Genomic DNA, 15,484 nt, shown 5'->3' on the forward strand with positions numbered 1-15,484 from the left:
GATTGGACTTCGCGCGCCCCCTACCCCGGCATCACGCCAAACGCCTGCTTGAAGCGCTCGGCATAGACCGGCCAGACCTCGGGATTGATGATGCGCGGTGGGCGCTTGCCGTCGAGCGTCTCCAGCACCTGCTCGGCGGCGATGCGGCCCATGTTCTGGCGCGCCTCGATCGTGACGCCGGCGGTGTGCGGGCTCGCCAGCACGTTGTCGAGCTGGAGCAGCGGATGCTCCGGCGGCGGCGGCTCCTTGGACCAGACGTCGAGGCCGGCGCCGGCGATGCGCTTGTCGCGCAGCGCCTGCAGCAGCGCGTCCTCGTCGTGGATGAAGCCGCGCGCGGTGGTGATGAAGTACGCATGCGGCTGCATCAACGCGAATTCGCGCGTGCTGATCATGTTGCGGCTGCCCTTGTTCAGCGGACAGGAGATCGAGACGAAGTCAGCGCGGCGTAGGAGCTCGTCGAGCTCGACCTTCTCGCCGCCCCGCTCGGCCATCACCTCGGCGGTGAGATACGGATCATAGGCCAGCACCTTCATGCCGAGCAGGCCCTTGCACAGCGCGGCGATGCGGCGGCCGACATTGCCGAGGCCGATGATGCCGACCGTCTTGTGCTCGACCTCGTTGCCGACGAGCTCGTTGCGGTTGACGTCGCGCTCGCGGCGCAGGCGGCGGTCGGACTGGATGATGCGCTTGGACAGCGTCAGCATCATCGCCAGCGCATGCTCGGCGACCGAATGGGCGTTGCCGCCGGACTGGTTGACGACCACGACGCCGGCGGCCGTGCAGGCCTCGACATCGACCGGGTCGAAGCCGGCACCGTTGCTGGAGACGAGCAGCAAATTCGGCGTGCGCTTCAGGAACGCGGCATCGACATGGAAATGCGGGGCAAGCTCGTCGCGCGCGGCGCCGATCTGGTAGACATGGGTAGCGGCGAGGAGCGGCGCATAGACATCTTCGGGGCTGCCGTTCTCTATGCGATCGAGCCGGACGTCGGGCCGCGCCTTCAGGATGTCGATATAGATCGGATTGGCCAAATAGTTGGAGTAGACGACGCGCTTGCTGTTGACGGACATCAGGACCCTTCCGGCTCTCTCGTGGGAGATCCGCAAGGTCAGCGCGATGCGCGCCCGTCCGTGCCCCTCCCGCTTTCTGCTTGTAGCCGCTTATGCCATGGCGGTGCCGGCCACGGCAGGCCGTCTGGCGCAGATCACGGTGCCGGCCCGGACATGTTGACAATCCCGCCCGCTCCGTCAAGTTCGGCAGACCGCCGCGACGGCCAGAACCAAGAAGCATGCGCGGCTGATGGGAGAACGCAATGGCAATTGCGGAACAGCAGGCGACCAGCGACATAACCTGGCATGGCATCGTCCTGCAGACCCTGAAGCGGAACGAGATCAGCCTGATCCCTTACGTGCCCGACCGCGTGCTGACGCCGCTGATCAAGAATTTGCACGCCGATCCCTTCTTCACCACCTTCGCCACCGCCCGCGAGGAGGAGGCCGTCGGCATCGTCTCGGGCGCCTGGATGGGCGGACGGCGCGGCGCGGTGCTGATGCAGACCTCCGGCTTTGCCACGCTCGCCAACGTGCTGGCCTCGCTCGCCGTGCCCTACCAGATCCCGCTGATCATGTTCGTCTCCGAGCGCGGCACGCTCGGCGAGTTCAACTACGGCCAGTCGCTGGTCTGCCGCACCATGCGCCCTGTGCTGGATTCACTGGCGCTGGAGCACCACACCATCACCCGGCTCGATGAGCTCGAATTCATCGTCGACCGCTCGATCAAGCAGGCCGTCACCACGCAAGCGCCGGTGGCCCTGATCCTCAACCCGCTGCTCACGGGCGGCAAGGTCTTCGACAAGTGAGGCGGGCCATGGATAATCGCAACACCAAGGTGATGAACCGCTTCGACATCACCTCGCGCCTGATCGCAAAGCTCAAGCACGAGGAAGCCGTGATCGGCGGCATCGGCAACACCAATTTCGACCTCTGGGCCGCCGGCCACCGCCCGCAGAATTTCTACATGCTGGGCAGCATGGGTCTCGCCTTCCCGATCGCACTCGGCGTGGCATTGGCGCAGCCCGAGCGCCGCGTCTTCGCGCTCGAAGGCGACGGCTCGCTCTTGATGCAGCTCGGCGCGCTCTCGACGATCGCGGCACTGAAGCCGCAGAACCTGATCATGATCGTGATGGACAACGGCATCTACCAGATCACCGGCGCGCAGCCGACGCCGGCAGCGAGCGTCGCCGACATCGTCGGCATTGCCACTGCGTCGGGGCTCGTCAGGAGTTCCTGGGCCGCGGACGAGGAGGATTTCGAGCGCCTGGTCGACGAGGCCATGTCGGCCTCCGAGCCGAGCCTGATCGCAGTCCGTATCGACGACAAGCCGGGCGTCGGCACCACAAGGCGTGATCCCGTGCAGATCCGGGAACGCTTCATGCACGGCCTCGGCGTGCGTGAGCCGCTTTAACGTTTGGTCATTAACTACACGGCGATCTGATCCTCGCACCGCAACAGGCCGTCGCGATTCCGTGCTATCGCCGCCGGATGTCCATTTTTGTTCGTTTCTTTGCCTGGCTGCTCGCCGCCGCCGTCACCTTTGCAACGCTCGGACCTCCGGGCCTGCGGCCCCATTCCGACCTCGGCCAGGACGGCGAGCATGCGCTCGCCTTCATCCTAGTCGGGCTGGCCTTCGGCCTCGCCTACCGGCAGCGGCGCCTGGCCGTGGTGACCGTCGCGGTGATCCTGATCGGCCTGCTCGAACTGATGCAGTTCTGGGCGCCGGGGCGTCATGCGCGACTGGCGGATTTTCTGGTCGATGCCGGCACCGCCTGCATCGGCTTTGCCCTCGCCGCCGTCGGCGATTGGGTCATGACCCGGTTTCGGGCAAGCTCGGCCCTGACAAGCTGAGGCCCCGCGGAGCGACGCTCCGCAGGGCCCGATCTCAACAATGCGACGCTACGCCGATCAGTCGATGATCTTGACGACGCGGCGCGTACGCGGCTCGACGATCACACGGCGATCGTTCACGACCGCATAGCGATACTCGGTGTAGTTCGGCACGGGCCGCAGCACCACGGTCGGGGGCAGCGGCTCACCGACGACGACGCGCTCGTGAATCACGACGGAGTCACTACGCGGGATTCCGCCGAGCACCGCATTCGGAATTTCGAGGCCCGCGCCGACGGCTGCACCGACGGTGCCGCCGACCATCGCGCCGACCGGTCCGCCAATGTCCCCACCCGCGCGCGCGCCGTCCCGAGCGCCCTGTTCGGTGGTCGACTGGGCAAAGGCTGCGCTCGAGGCCAGCAGCGACGCGGCAGCCAACGTAATCGCAAGACGGGTTTTCATATCCTTACGCCTCCAGTGATTGTTGTGGATCTTCAACCCGCGGGGTCGGATCATGTTCCGGTTCCCCTGCGACGAAAGATGCATCACATGTCTGGAGACTGTTACCGCGTAACAGTTCAGCTAGCTGCGATCTCGTGGCCTGCCATCAGTTCCAGCGCCCGCACCATCGCGGAATGATCCCAGGCCTTGCCGCCATGCGCGGTGCAGGACGAGAACAATTGCTGCGCCACCGCCGTACTTGGCAACGAAAGGCCGAGGGCGCGCGCGCCTTCGAGCGCGAGGTTCAGATCCTTCTGATGCAGCTCGATGCGGAAGCCCGGATCGAAATTGCGCTTCACCATGCGCTCGCCATGCACCTCGAGAATCCGCGACGAGGCAAAGCCGCCCATCAGCGCCTTGCGCACCAGCGCGGGGTTCGCACCGGCTTTGGACGCGAACAGCAACGCTTCGCTCACGGCCTCGATGGTCAGCGCGACGATGATCTGGTTGGCGACCTTCGTGGTCTGGCCGTCGCCATTGGCGCCGACATGCGTGACGTTCTTGCCCATCTTGTCGAAGATCGGCTTCATGGTGCCAAAGGCCCGCTCGGGACCGCCGACCATGATGGTGAGGCTCGCAGCTTTCGCCCCGACCTCGCCGCCCGAGACAGGTGCGTCGAGATAGTCGGCGCCGAGCGCCTCGATCTTCTTCGCAAATTCCTTCGTCGCCAGCGGCGAGATCGAGCTCATATCGACGACGATCTTGCCCTTGGAGATGCCGCTCGCGACGCCGTCCTTGCCGAACAGCACCGCCTCCACATGCGGCGTATCCGGCACCATGATGATGACGGCGTCCGCCTGCTCTGCCACCTCCTTGGCCGATTTGCAGGCGATGCCGCCCGCAGAGATCAGCTCAGCCGCGACCGGCGCGACGTCACGCAGGAACACGCGATGGCCCGCAGCCAGGAGGTGGCCGGCCATCGGCCGTCCCATGGTGCCAAGTCCGATGAAGCCGATGTCGATCATGGTTTGATGTCTCACAGTTGGAGTAGCAAAATTCATCCGCGCGCTCGCTGCACCTCCCCCGCTTGCGGGAGAGGGAGCGCACCGTCATCGCGGCCGCATCTGGCCCCAAATCTCACGTCTCGAAAGTCTGTGCCGCGTGCCAGGAGAGGCCTTCCAGCGTCGTGGTGCGCGGCTTGTATTCGCAGCCGATCCAGCCGCGATAGCCGATCGCGTCGAGATGGCGGAACAGGAAAGGATAGTTGATCTCGCCGGTGCCGGGCTCGTGGCGGCCGGGATTGTCGGCGAGCTGGATGTGGGCGATCTGCGGCAGATATTCCTGCATGGTGCGGGCGAGATCGCCCTCCATGATCTGCATGTGATAGATGTCGTACTGGATGAAGAGGTTGTTCGAGCGCACCTCGGAGATCAGTTGCACCGCCTGCTCGGTACCGTTGAGATAGAAGCCGGGAATGTCGAGCGTGTTGATCGGCTCGACCAGCAGCTTGATGTTCTCCCGCGCCAGCGTCGAGGCGGCGAAGCGCAGGTTTCCGACCAGCGTCTCCTGAAGCTCGCGCGGATCGGCGTCAGAAGGCGCGATGCCGACAAGGCAATTGAGCTGGTCGCAATCGAGCGCCTTGGCATAATCGATGGCGCGGAAGACGCCGTCGCGGAATTCGGCGGTGCGGTCGGGCAGGATCGCGATGCCGCGCTCGCCCCCGGCCCAGTTGCCGGCCGGAAGATTATGCAGCACCTGCGTCAGGCCATGGGCCTCCAGCTGCTCGCGCAGCTGCGCCTTGTCGAAATCATAGGGGAAGAGATATTCGATCCCGGCAAAGCCCGCCGCTTTCGCCGCGGCAAAGCGGTCGAGGAACGGCATCTCGTTGAAGAGCATGGTGAGGTTGGCGGCAAATTTCGGCATGATGCTCTCCTTTATTCCGCCGGCTGCAGCACGCGCGTGGTGCCGACCTCGTCGAGCGGCAGATCCAGCACCTCCTCGAACTCGACGATGTTGTCGATCTCCGTGCCCATCGCGATGTTGGTGACGCGCTCGAGGATGAACTCGACCACCACGGGCACGCGGTGCTTGGCCATCAATTCGCGCGCGGTGGCGAATGCGGCCTGCGTGTCCTTCGGGTCGGTGACGCGGATCGCCTTGCAGCCGAGGCCCTCGGCCACCGTGACATGGTCGACGCCGTAGACGCCGATCTCGGGCGCGTTGATGTTCTCGAAGGAGAGCTGGACGTGGTAGTCCATGTCGAAGCCGCGCTGGGCCTGGCGGATCAGGCCGAGATAGGAATTGTTCACAACGACGTGGATGTAGGGCAGATTGAACTGCGCGCCGACCGCGAGCTCCTCGATCAGGAACTGGAAGTCGTAATCGCCCGACAGCGCGACGATCTCGCGGTCCGGGCACGCCGCGCGCACACCGAGCGCCGCCGGCAGCGTCCAGCCGAGCGGGCCCGCCTGCCCGGCGTTGATCCAGTTGCGCGGCTTGTAGACGCCGAGGAACTGCGCGCCGGCGATTTGCGACAGGCCGATCACGGTGACATAGGTGGTGTCGCGGCCGAACGCCTTGTTCATCTCCTCATAGACGCGTTGCGGCTTGATCGGAACGTTGTCGAAATGGCTCTTGCGCAGCATCGTCTTCTTGCGATCGCGGCAGGCAGCGGGCCACGCCTGGCGCTCGCGAAGCCTGCCTGACCGCCGCCACTCCCTGGCGACGGCAACGAACAGCTCGAGCGCCGACTTGGCGTCCGAGACGATCCCGAGATCGGGATTGAACACGCGCCCGATCTGGGTCGGCTCGATGTCGACGTGAACGAACTTGCGGCCCTTGGTGTAGGTCTCGACCGAACCGGTGTGACGGTTGGCCCACCGGTTGCCGATGCCGAGCACGAAGTCGGATTCGAGCAGCGTGGCGTTGCCGTAGCGGTGGCTGGTCTGGAGGCCGACCATGCCGGCCATCAGCACGTGATCGTCGGGGATCGCGCCCCACCCCATCAGCGTCGGCACGACGGGCACGTTGGCGATCTCGGCGAACTCGACCAGCAGGTCCGAGGCGTCGGCGTTGATGATGCCGCCACCCGCGACGATCAGCGGCCGCTCGGCAGTGTTGAGCATCTCCAGGGCCTTCTCGACCTGCTTGCGGGTCGCGGCGGGCTTGTAGACCGGCAGCGGCTCATAGGTCTCGTCATCGAACTCGATCTCGGCGAGCTGCACGTCGAGCGGCATGTCGATCAGCACCGGTCCCGGCCGTCCGGAACGCATGATGTGAAAGGCCTGGCTGAACACGCGCGGCACCAGCGCCGGCTCGCGCACCGTCACCGCCCATTTGGTCACGGGCTTGGCGATCGACTCGATGTCGACGGCCTGGAAGTCTTCCTTGTAAAGGCGAGCCCGCGGCGCCTGGCCGGTGATGCAGAGGATCGGAATGGAATCGGCGATCGCCGAATAGAGCCCGGTGATCATGTCGGTTCCGGCCGGCCCGGAGGTACCGATGCAGACGCCGATATTGCCGGCCTTGGCCCGGGTGTAGCCCTCCGCCATGTGCGAGGCGCCCTCGACATGCCGCGCCAGGATGTGGCGGATCGAGCCGCGCTTCTTCAGCGCCGAGTAAAGCGGATTGATCGCAGCTCCGGGAACGCCGAAGGCAGTCGAGATGCCCTCCTTCTCCAGGATACGCACGGCCGCATCGACAGCTCGCATCTTCGCCATATCGGACCTCGCTCAGGTTTAAGTCAGCGAGCGAGATCATCGATGGCAGGCGCTTTGATCTCAACGAGATCGATTTTATTTTCCACGATGCGGCAGCAGTGGAAAAATCGTGGGTGGTCTCAATCAGTTAGATCAAGATATCCATGAAAGTCGCTTCACTCGAACAGCGGCGCCAGCTCCATCTGCGGCACCAGCACGAGGCCCTTGTCGGTGATGCGAATTTCCGGAATGACCGATAGCGGAATCAAATTGAAGCCCATGTAGGGGATGGTGCAGCCGGCCTCGGCCCATTCCTTCTTGAGCGCCTTGACCTCCTCGGCAACTTCCGTGACGCGCTTGTCGGACAGGAGCCCCGCGATCGGCAGCGGAACCAGCGCCCTCACCTTGCCGTCGGCGACGACGCAGACGCCGCCCTGCTGCTCCCTAATCGCTGCAATGGCGATCTGCATGTCGGCCTCGTTAGTGCCGGCGACGATGATATTGTGGCTGTCGTGGCCGACGCTGGAAGCCACCGCGCCGCGCTTCAGGCCGAAATCCTTGAGCAGGCCATAGGCGACATTGCCGGCCGACTTGCCGTGGCGCTCGACCACCGTGACGAAGCACAGGCCGTAACGCGCGAACAGCGACGGCCAGTCCTTGGCCGGTTCGATCGCCACCTTCTCGTGGATCAAGGTGATGCCGGGCAGCGCGGTCTTGATGGCGTTGACGGTGCAGGCCTTCGCGGGCAGCTCCGGCGTGAGCTTCATCTTCTCAGGGAGCTTCACGGTCGCATAGGCCGCCTTCGGATATTGGTAGCGCTGCGACAGCGCCTGATCGAGACGCGGCGTGATCTTGCCGTGCTCGACCACGAGCTCGCCGCCATACCAGGTGCATTGCGGCTTGAGCTGATCGTCCATCAGCACGAGATCGGCGCGGCGGCCGCCGCCGAGGCCGCCAATGTCGCCCTCCATGCCGAAGCGCGTGGCGCCATGCAGCGAGCCCATCGACCAGGCCTGCTCCGGCGACATCCCCGCCTTCACGGCTTCGCGCACCACCCAGTCGAGGCCAAACAGAAGCAGATCGTCGGCGTCGCGATCGTCGGTGCAGACGGCGGTGCGCTTGTGCGAGGCCCCGAGTTCCGTGATCGTCCGGATCGCCTGCGGCAGGGAATGCCAGGGCGTGGTCGGCGGTCCCCCGCGCAAAAACACCCAGACGCCGGCATCGAGCAGATCGTCGGCGATGTCGCGGTCGATCGCCTCATGGGTGTCGGTGACGCCGGATGCCGCATAGGCCGCGACGAATTCACGACCGTAGACATGGCCGGACACCGGACGTCCCCGCTTCAAGGCGGCCGCGAGGATCGCGTGGCTGCGCTCGTCGCCCATTGTAACAGGCACAAAGTCCATCTTTTCGCCGAGCGCGACGGCTTCGGGCCAGCGGTCGAACAGGCCGGCGATCTTGTCGGGCGTGAGATCGCCGCCCGCCGTCTCCAGCGCAGCCGACGTCGCCGGCACGGTGCTCGGCACCGTCAGGAAGATCGAGAGCGGCGCCTCGCGCGCGTCCTCCAGCATTGCCTCGACACCGGCGACGTCCATGACGTTGCCGATCTCGTGGCTGTCGCAGAAGATCGTCGTGGTGCCGTTGAGCAGCGCGGCCTCGGCATAGGCGCAGGCCGTCACCATCGAGGATTCGATGTGGATGTGCGGATCGACAAGGCCGGGCGCGATGATGCCGCCTGCCGCGTCGTAAAGCAGAACCTCGCTCCAGGCTTTCCTGGCCGCGCCCGCCGGCTTCACCGCCGCGATGCGGCCGCCTGTGATCCAGACCTCCCGCCCCGGATGGATACGCTCAGAATAGGTCGAGAGCACCCGCGCGCCCGATATGACGAGATCAGGCACGACGCGCGCCGAGGCGACGTCGGCGAGGCGCCGCGTCATGCTGTGCAGCGGCGCGACGGAGAAACGGGTGAGGTTGGTCATGGGAACCCTCGCTTGGCGTTACGGCCGGGCGATAGTTACGCCCTGCGCCAGACCGGGCAAACTCAAATATAACGGCAGGCCCTGCTTACGCCTTAGGCGCCGAACCGCTTGCCGCCCTCGACCTTGGACGTCTGCGCGACTTCTGTGCTGTCGATGGTGGCGCGGCAGCGGCCTTGACCCTGATCCGCACCGACCGGCCGTTTGTCTCATCGATCTCGAACGAATTCGTCTTTCGGACAAGGTCGCTCAGTTTGCGAAAACCGAACGTTCTTGGATCGAAATCGGAAGCCAGGTTGGCAAGCCGCTGCCCGAGTTCACGGAGCGCGACCCAACCGTCCTCGCTTTCCATCTGGGTGATAACCTTCTTGATAATCGGCGTGGCCGCATCGGGCGGCTGAAGCGGCGCAGATCTCGAGGGGGCATCCTGGGTGGTCGCGGTGCCCGCGAGCAGGTTCTCAGTATAGACGAACCTTCGGCAAGCCTGCCTGAAGCTTTCCGGTGTCTTCTGCTCGCCGAACCCAAAGACATCGACGCCCTGCTCCCGGATGCGGGCGGCGAGACGGGTAAAGTCGCTATCGGATGACACCAAGCAAAAGCCATCGAACCGGCCGCTGTGAAGCAGGTCCATTGCGTCAATGACCAGAGTTATGTCCGATGCATTCTTTCCCGTCGTGTAGGCGAACTGCTGCTGCGGGATGATCGCATGCTTCGACAGGATATCAGCCCATCCCCTGGACCGAGCGTTGGAGAAATCGCCGTAAATGCGACGAACGCTGGCCTCGCCGATCTTGGCAATCTCCTCGAACAGCCCATCCGCGATTTTTGCGGAGGCATTATCCGCATCGATCAGGACAGCGAGACGGGGCGAGCGAATTTCCGACGGCATGACGTTCCCCACGGGATGGATTCGAGATCGGACGATAGCGCCAATTCAGCCGTGACGCTTGTGAAAGCCCTCGCGAATATAGCGCGCGAACTCTTTCGTAAGCGCGCTGACGCGCGTCGAAGGAAGCCTCAGGTTGACAAACTGCCTTGGCAGTTTTGGCAAATGGGGTCCGGTCAACACGGCAAGGCGGTCGGGGACCGTCCTCGACAGGAACGGCGCGATCGCCATGTCGGCCTCGAGCGTGGCAAAGACCGGCTCCAGGCTGCCCACCTGACAGATCGCCCGCCATTCGACCTTAGCGTTGGTCAGGGCTTGCACCGCTGCAGCGCGAAAACCACAGTCCTCTTGCCCGAGCGCGATCGGCAATGGATCGCGCTTGTGGGCATCGCCACCCTTGGCGCCAACCCAGACCAGCCTGTCCGACAACAGCAGCCGGTCGCCCTCGCCGGGCTGCGGCTCGGTGAGCAGCGTCAGGTCGACGTTGCCCTCGACGAGGCCGCGCTTCAGGGCGCGGCTGGTATCGCTGGCCAGCGTGACCAGTACGTTCGGATGATCCTGCCGAAACAATCGCAGGATCGGCGGCATCAGCATGCCGACCACGTCATGGGGGACGCCGAGCCGCACCTCACCTGCAAATTCGACCGCCAGCATCTGGCTCATCACCTCGTCGTTCAGCGCGATGATGCGATGGGCGGCAACCATCAATCGCTCGCCGCTGCGGGTCAGCCGCACGGCGGCGGCGTGGCGTTCGAACAGCGGCGTACGGAACAGATCTTCCAGACGCTTGATCTGCTGGCTGACCGCGCCCTGGCTCCGGTTCACGACCTTTGCGGCCGTTGTCATGCGACCGGTCTCGGCCACCGCCACGAAGGAGCGCAGCAAGCTGACGTCGATGTCGTCCATCGGAGATTCCTGCAATTAAGAATACCAATAGCTTCCATTTGAATAATTAGTTTTTCTATTGATGACAAGCCGGCTAGTCCTGACGGATGCGAGGAGCGTCGCGATGGACACGGTTGCAACGGGCTTATTCCTGACAGCGGCGGTCGGATTGCTGGGATCGCCGGGGCCGGCGATCGCTGCGCTACTCGCGGTCGGTCGCGCCCGCGGCTTTGCCGGCGGGTTGCGATATTTCCTGGGTCTTCAGCTCGGTCTGGCCATGGCCGCCGGCATCACGGCCGCGGGATTGTTTTCGTTGCTGGCGACATTCCCGTCGGCGCTACACGCGATGACGATCGCAGCCACAGTTTATCTCGTCTATCTCGCCTGGAGCATCGCGTCGTCCCCGATCGGAGAAGGAAGAACATACAACGGCGCGCACGCTTCGCCTGCGATGGGATTTCTACTCGGCGTGACGAATCCGAGAGCCTACCTGGCGTTCGCCTCGCTGCTGGCATCGTACACCCTGATCAAGGACAACGCGCCGCACGATGCCTTCACCAAGTGGATGTTGCTGATCGCAGTGATGATCATTGTCGACATCATCTGGCTCTACATTGGAGCCTTCCTGCGCGGATTGTCGCTGTCGTCCAGGAACGAGCGCGTGCTCAACATCGCGCTCGGATTGACGGTGCTGATCGCCGCCGGATTGGCGTTCGTCTAATCCTCGTTCGCCTTGAACCGCCCGAGCCCCTTCAGCACGAAGGGAGCCAGCAGCGCGATCAACGCGATGCCAAGCAGCGTCGCCGAGATCGGGCTCTGCAGCAGCGTCATGGGATCGCCGAGGCTGATGGCGAGCGCGCGGCGCAGCTGGCTCTCGGCGATCGGGCCGAGGATCAGGCCGACCACAACGGGCGCGATCGGAAAATCGAACCGGCGCATCAGGAAGCCGAGCACGCCGAAGCCCGCCAGCATCGACAATTCGACCACCGACGGCTTTGCCGCGATGGTGCCCATGGTCGCGAACACGAGGATGCCGGCATAGAGCCAGGGCTGCGGGATCGCGAGCAGCCGCACCCACAGGCCGACCAGCGGCAAGTTGAGCACCAGCAGCATCATGTTGGCGATGAACAGGCTGGCAATCAGGCCCCAGACCAGATCGGGCCGTTCGGCGAATAGCAGCGGCCCGGGATTGAGGCCGTATTGCTGGAAGCCCGCCAGCATCATCGCGGCCGTCGCCGAGGTCGGCAGTCCCAGCGTCAGCAGCGGCACCAGCGTGCCGGCGGCGGAGGCGTTGTTGGCGGCCTCCGGCCCCGCGACGCCTTCGATCGCGCCCTTGCCGAACTCTTCGGGATGTTTCGTGAGGCGCTTCTCGGTGGAATAAGACAGGAAGGTCGGAATCTCCGCGCCGCCCGCCGGCAGCGCACCGATCGGGAAGCCGAACATGGTGCCGCGCAGCCACGGCTTCCACGACCGCTTCCAGTCTTCCTTCGTCATCCACAGCGAGCCACGCACCGGCTCCAGCTTCTCCTCGCTGTGGTGACGGCGCGACGCGACGTAGAGCGCCTCACCCACCGCGAACAGGCCGACGGCCAGCGTCGTCACCTCGACGCCGTCGAGCAGCTCGGGGACGCCGAACGCCAGCCGCGCCTGTCCCGTCAGTTTGTCGATGCCGACGAGGCCGAGCGTCAGCCCGATGAACAGGCTGGTGAGGCCGCGGATCGGGGAATCGCCGAAGGTCGCCGACACCGTGACGAAGGCAACGCACATCAGCGCGAAGTAATCCTCGGGGCCAAAACGCACGGCGAAATCGACCAGCCATGGCGCGAGGAAGGCTAGACCAATGGTGGCGATGGTGCCGGCGACGAAGGAGCCGATCGCCGATGTCGCCAGCGCCGGCCCGCCGCGGCCGGCCTTGGCCATCTTGTTGCCTTCGAGCGCGGTTGCCATCGAGGCGCTCTCGCCGGGCGTGTTGATCAGGATCGCGGTGGTCGAGCCGCCATACATGCCGCCGTAATAGATGCCGGCGAACATGATCAACGAGCCGCCGGGGTCGAGCTTGTAGGTGACCGGCAGCAGCAGCGCGACCGTCAGCGCCGGGCCGATGCCGGGCAGCACGCCCACGGCTGTGCCCAGGAACACGCCGATCAGCGCATAGAGCAGGTTCATCGGCTGGATGGCGACCGCCATGCCGTGTGCCAGGGCGGCAAAGGTGTCCATCACAGCAGTCGCTCCAGGGGGCCGGCGGGAAGGCTCAGCGTCAGCAGGCGGTCGAACGCGAGGTAGATGAGGGTCGACATCACGAGGGCGATGATGCTGTCGACCAGGACGGCACGGCGCCCGAAGGCCGCCGACGTCGTGACGAATAATGCCGACGTCGCCAGAATGAAGCCGCCGCCGAAGCCGATGATGGCGATCAGCAATGCCAGGCCGACGAGGATCAAAGCCACCGGGACAGGATCGGCGCTCTCGCGCGGCGGCAGATTACCGCGCAGCGCGTCGATGAAATTGCCGATCGCGAGCAGCGCGAGGCCGCAGGCGATCACGACCGGCATCGCCTCCGGGCCCATGCCGTACATCGCGGTCGATTGCAGGCCGCGCGAGTCCCAGACCAGCACCGCGGCGAGCACCGCCAGCAATGCAGCGATGACGATGCCGGCGCGATCGACGCGCCGCGGCGACTGGGCGGGATCGCCTGAGCTCATGACTTGACGAGGCCGACCGATTTCAAGACGTCGGTGACGCGCACGGTTTCCTTCTTCAGGAAGTCGGCGAAGGCGTCGCCGCCGAGATAGGCATCCTCCCAGCCCTTCTGCTTGAGGATCTCCTTCCAGGCATCTGATTTTACCATCTTTTCCACCGCGTCGCTGAGCGTCTTGCGTTGCTCCGGCGTAATGCCGGGAGGCGCAACCACCGAGCGCCAGTTGGCGATCACGAGGTCGATGCCCTGCTCTTTGAACGTCGGGATGTCGCTGCCCGCGATGCGCTTCTCCGAGGTCACGCCGATCGCGCGCAGCTTGCCGGACTTGATCTGGCCTTCATATTCGCTCAAGCCCGAAATGCCCGCGGTGACCTTGCCGCCGAGAATCGCGGCGAGCGACTCGCCGCCGCCGGAGAACGGGATGTAGTTGATCTTCTTCGCATCGGCGCCGACGGCGCCAGCGAACAGCGCCGCCATCACATGGTCGACGCCGCCGGCCGAGCCGCCGGCGAAGGTCACCTTGGCGATATCGGCCTTCACTGCGGCGGCGAGATCCTGCGCGTTCTTGATCGGCGAATTCGCTGGCACCACGATCACCTGGATTTCCTCGGTGAGGCGGGCGATCGGCGTCACCTGCTCCAGGGTGACCGGCGACTTGTTCATGGCGAGCGCACCCACCATGACAAAGCCGTTGACCATCATCTGGTTGCCGTCGCCCTTGGCGCCGTTGACGAACTGCGCGATGCCGACGCTGCCGCCGGCGCCGGGGACGTTGGTCACCTGCACGCTGCGCGCGACGCCCGAAGCCACCAGCGCCTGCTGCATCGAGCGCGCGGTCTGGTCCCAGCCCCCGCCCGGGGCCGCCGGCGCCATCAGCTTGAGCTCGAGCTGCTGGGCAAAGGCAGGCGCGGCTGCCGCGAGGGTCAGCGCGACGGCTGCGCCGACAAGGCGCGCGGGAAATTGAAACATGGGGGCATTCTCCAGGCTCGTGCGGACGTGTTGATCGTTTGCCGCATTGTGTCGTTTGGTCGCATATCAGCCAAAACGGCCGATGCTGTCCAGCGACAGCGCCTGGTTCCCGGTCAGCTGGAAGCCGGCATCACCCCGCCAAGCGCGACGGTCAGCTCGCCCGCGACTTCGCGCACGATTTGGCCGATTTCCGGCAATCTGTCGTCGGTCAGGCGGCTGGTCATGCCGGAGACCGAAATCGCCGCCAGTGGCTCGGCGCAGTCGTTATAGACTACTGCGGCAATACAGCGCAGGCCCATGCAGGCCTCTTCGTCGTCGAGCGCAAAACCCTGCTTGCGGATTTTTTCGAGCTCCTTGAACAGATCGCCCGGCCGCACGATCGACTTTTCGGTCAGGCGGGGCATACCGTGATGGCGGATGACCGCAGCGACGTCCTCGTCCGAATAGGTCGCGAGCACCGCCTTGCCGACGCCCGACGTCACCATGGCGACGCGGCCGCCGACCTGGGTCAGCGAGCGCATGATCTCGCGGCTCTCCATGCGGGTCAGCACGATGATGAACTCGTCGTCGACCACGGCCAGGTTGGCGGTCTCGCGGGTGAGATCGCGCAGCTTGCGCAAGTAAGGAATCGCCTGCGTGGAGAAATTGCGTCGCCGCGCGAAGCTCGCGCCCACCGTGAAGCTGCGCACGCCGACATGCCATTTGGATTCGGCGCGATCGAACTGCACGAAGCGGCGGCTTTCCAGCGTCGCCAGCAGGCGGTGCACGGTGGACGCTGACAGTCCGGTGCGGACGGCGAGATCGCTGAGGCGATAGCCCTCGTCGTCCTCGGCCAATGTTTCGAGGATCGACAGCGCGCGATCGACGGATTGCACGCCGCCGTCGCGTGCGTCGTGGTCGACCTCCGATGGCGATCGGGCTTCGTGCGATTTGCGCCGGATCACGTTCTTGCTCATCGCGACCTGCCGCTTTTGCATCCGTCATTCCGGGATGGTGCGCCGGGACTGCGCGCAGCGCGGGCCTGGCGTACCAGACCCGGAATCTCGAGA

At 65.1% G+C, this 15,484-nt stretch carries 16 protein-coding genes; 4 read left to right on the plus strand and 12 right to left on the minus strand.

What is annotated here, in order from left to right; translation table 11 throughout:
* Positions 1-20: 20 nt before the first annotated feature.
* Positions 21-1,070: a hydroxyacid dehydrogenase gene (locus QA649_RS30840; RefSeq protein ID WP_283020504.1), complete on the minus strand. Its 1,050-nt coding sequence runs from the start codon at positions 1,068-1,070 to the stop codon at positions 21-23.
* A gap of 242 nt (positions 1,071-1,312) precedes the next feature.
* On the opposite strand from QA649_RS30840, the gene QA649_RS30845 reads away from it, so the two are divergent.
* The 3 genes from QA649_RS30845 to QA649_RS30855 all read left to right on the plus strand — a co-directional run bounded on the left by QA649_RS30845 (position 1,313) and on the right by QA649_RS30855 (position 2,903).
* Positions 1,313-1,858 carry a thiamine pyrophosphate-binding protein gene (locus QA649_RS30845; RefSeq protein ID WP_283020505.1) on the plus strand — a complete coding sequence of 182 codons (546 nt, stop codon included), beginning with the start codon at positions 1,313-1,315 and terminating at the stop codon, positions 1,856-1,858.
* An 8-nt stretch (positions 1,859-1,866) separates the two neighbouring features.
* Positions 1,867-2,463, plus strand: coding sequence for a thiamine pyrophosphate-dependent enzyme (locus tag QA649_RS30850; RefSeq protein ID WP_283020506.1), 597 nt, complete (start codon positions 1,867-1,869; stop codon positions 2,461-2,463).
* Positions 2,464-2,540: 77 nt separating this feature from the next.
* The gene (locus QA649_RS30855) at positions 2,541-2,903 is read left to right on the plus strand and encodes a VanZ family protein (protein ID WP_283020507.1); all 363 of its coding nucleotides are present in this window, start codon (positions 2,541-2,543) and stop codon (positions 2,901-2,903) included.
* 57 nt (positions 2,904-2,960) lie between these two features.
* On the opposite strand, the gene QA649_RS30860 is transcribed toward QA649_RS30855, so the two are convergent.
* The 7 genes from QA649_RS30860 to QA649_RS30890 all read right to left on the minus strand — a co-directional run bounded on the left by QA649_RS30860 (position 2,961) and on the right by QA649_RS30890 (position 10,789).
* Positions 2,961-3,344 (minus strand): DUF1236 domain-containing protein, encoded by a 384-nt coding sequence (locus tag QA649_RS30860; protein ID WP_026312767.1) that lies wholly within the window; start codon positions 3,342-3,344, stop codon positions 2,961-2,963.
* Positions 3,345-3,460: 116 nt separating this feature from the next.
* Entirely contained in the window at positions 3,461-4,348 is an 888-nt protein-coding gene (locus tag QA649_RS30865) for a 2-hydroxy-3-oxopropionate reductase (RefSeq protein ID WP_283020508.1), read from the minus strand.
* 112 nt (positions 4,349-4,460) lie between these two features.
* Positions 4,461-5,246, minus strand: a complete 786-nt coding sequence (gene hyi, locus QA649_RS30870) for a hydroxypyruvate isomerase (protein ID WP_283020509.1) — start codon at positions 5,244-5,246, stop codon at positions 4,461-4,463.
* An 11-nt stretch (positions 5,247-5,257) separates the two neighbouring features.
* On the minus strand, positions 5,258-7,042 hold the full coding sequence (gene gcl / locus QA649_RS30875) for a glyoxylate carboligase (protein WP_283020510.1): 1,785 nt from the start codon (positions 7,040-7,042) through the stop codon (positions 5,258-5,260).
* 155 nt (positions 7,043-7,197) lie between these two features.
* The gene (locus tag QA649_RS30880; protein WP_283020511.1) at positions 7,198-9,000 is read right to left on the minus strand and encodes an adenine deaminase C-terminal domain-containing protein; all 1,803 of its coding nucleotides are present in this window, start codon (positions 8,998-9,000) and stop codon (positions 7,198-7,200) included.
* Between the two features lie 85 nt (positions 9,001-9,085).
* Positions 9,086-9,886, minus strand: a complete 801-nt coding sequence (locus QA649_RS30885) for an NYN domain-containing protein (protein WP_283020512.1) — start codon at positions 9,884-9,886, stop codon at positions 9,086-9,088.
* Positions 9,887-9,931: 45 nt separating this feature from the next.
* Entirely contained in the window at positions 9,932-10,789 is an 858-nt protein-coding gene (locus tag QA649_RS30890; RefSeq protein ID WP_283020513.1) for a LysR family transcriptional regulator, read from the minus strand.
* 103 nt (positions 10,790-10,892) lie between these two features.
* On the opposite strand from QA649_RS30890, the gene QA649_RS30895 reads away from it, so the two are divergent.
* On the plus strand, positions 10,893-11,489 hold the full coding sequence (locus QA649_RS30895; protein WP_283020514.1) for a LysE family transporter: 597 nt from the start codon (positions 10,893-10,895) through the stop codon (positions 11,487-11,489).
* Here QA649_RS30895 and QA649_RS30900 read toward each other — a convergent pair.
* The 4 genes from QA649_RS30900 to QA649_RS30915 all read right to left on the minus strand — a co-directional run bounded on the left by QA649_RS30900 (position 11,486) and on the right by QA649_RS30915 (position 15,391).
* Complete coding sequence (locus QA649_RS30900; RefSeq protein WP_283020515.1) at positions 11,486-12,985, minus strand: tripartite tricarboxylate transporter permease; 1,500 nt, start codon at positions 12,983-12,985, stop codon at positions 11,486-11,488. The two genes, QA649_RS30895 and QA649_RS30900, sit on opposite strands and share 4 nt — an antisense overlap.
* Positions 12,985-13,470: a tripartite tricarboxylate transporter TctB family protein gene (locus QA649_RS30905; RefSeq protein ID WP_283020516.1), complete on the minus strand. Its 486-nt coding sequence runs from the start codon at positions 13,468-13,470 to the stop codon at positions 12,985-12,987. Before QA649_RS30905 ends, QA649_RS30900 begins: the two co-directional genes overlap by 1 nt.
* Positions 13,467-14,435 (minus strand): tripartite tricarboxylate transporter substrate binding protein, encoded by a 969-nt coding sequence (locus QA649_RS30910; protein WP_283020517.1) that lies wholly within the window; start codon positions 14,433-14,435, stop codon positions 13,467-13,469. The genes QA649_RS30905 and QA649_RS30910 overlap by 4 nt, the downstream gene beginning before the upstream one ends.
* A 113-nt stretch (positions 14,436-14,548) precedes the next feature.
* Positions 14,549-15,391 carry an IclR family transcriptional regulator gene (locus QA649_RS30915; protein WP_283026143.1) on the minus strand — a complete coding sequence of 281 codons (843 nt, stop codon included), beginning with the start codon at positions 15,389-15,391 and terminating at the stop codon, positions 14,549-14,551.
* Positions 15,392-15,484: the final 93 nt, after the last annotated feature.

The sequence above is a fragment of the Bradyrhizobium sp. CB1717 genome (assembly GCF_029714325.1).
In the GTDB taxonomy this organism is placed as follows: domain Bacteria; phylum Pseudomonadota; class Alphaproteobacteria; order Rhizobiales; family Xanthobacteraceae; genus Bradyrhizobium.

Coding starts and splice junctions, on each gene's coding strand:
- QA649_RS30885 (WP_283020512.1), bottom strand. CDS start 9,886: ATGCCGTCGGAAATTCGCTCGCCCCGTCTCGCTGTCCTGATCGATGCG.
- QA649_RS30865 (WP_283020508.1), bottom strand. CDS start 4,348: ATGATCGACATCGGCTTCATCGGACTTGGCACCATGGGACGGCCGATG.
- QA649_RS30895 (WP_283020514.1), top strand. CDS start 10,893: ATGGACACGGTTGCAACGGGCTTATTCCTGACAGCGGCGGTCGGATTG.
- QA649_RS30900 (WP_283020515.1), bottom strand. CDS start 12,985: ATGGACACCTTTGCCGCCCTGGCACACGGCATGGCGGTCGCCATCCAG.
- QA649_RS30890 (WP_283020513.1), bottom strand. CDS start 10,789: ATGGACGACATCGACGTCAGCTTGCTGCGCTCCTTCGTGGCGGTGGCC.
- QA649_RS30915 (WP_283026143.1), bottom strand. CDS start 15,391: ATGAGCAAGAACGTGATCCGGCGCAAATCGCACGAAGCCCGATCGCCA.
- QA649_RS30850 (WP_283020506.1), top strand. CDS start 1,867: ATGGATAATCGCAACACCAAGGTGATGAACCGCTTCGACATCACCTCG.
- gcl (WP_283020510.1), bottom strand. CDS start 7,042: ATGGCGAAGATGCGAGCTGTCGATGCGGCCGTGCGTATCCTGGAGAAG.
- QA649_RS30840 (WP_283020504.1), bottom strand. CDS start 1,070: ATGTCCGTCAACAGCAAGCGCGTCGTCTACTCCAACTATTTGGCCAAT.
- QA649_RS30860 (WP_026312767.1), bottom strand. CDS start 3,344: ATGAAAACCCGTCTTGCGATTACGTTGGCTGCCGCGTCGCTGCTGGCC.
- QA649_RS30880 (WP_283020511.1), bottom strand. CDS start 9,000: ATGACCAACCTCACCCGTTTCTCCGTCGCGCCGCTGCACAGCATGACG.
- hyi (WP_283020509.1), bottom strand. CDS start 5,246: ATGCCGAAATTTGCCGCCAACCTCACCATGCTCTTCAACGAGATGCCG.
- QA649_RS30905 (WP_283020516.1), bottom strand. CDS start 13,470: ATGAGCTCAGGCGATCCCGCCCAGTCGCCGCGGCGCGTCGATCGCGCC.
- QA649_RS30845 (WP_283020505.1), top strand. CDS start 1,313: ATGGCAATTGCGGAACAGCAGGCGACCAGCGACATAACCTGGCATGGC.
- QA649_RS30855 (WP_283020507.1), top strand. CDS start 2,541: ATGTCCATTTTTGTTCGTTTCTTTGCCTGGCTGCTCGCCGCCGCCGTC.
- QA649_RS30910 (WP_283020517.1), bottom strand. CDS start 14,435: ATGTTTCAATTTCCCGCGCGCCTTGTCGGCGCAGCCGTCGCGCTGACC.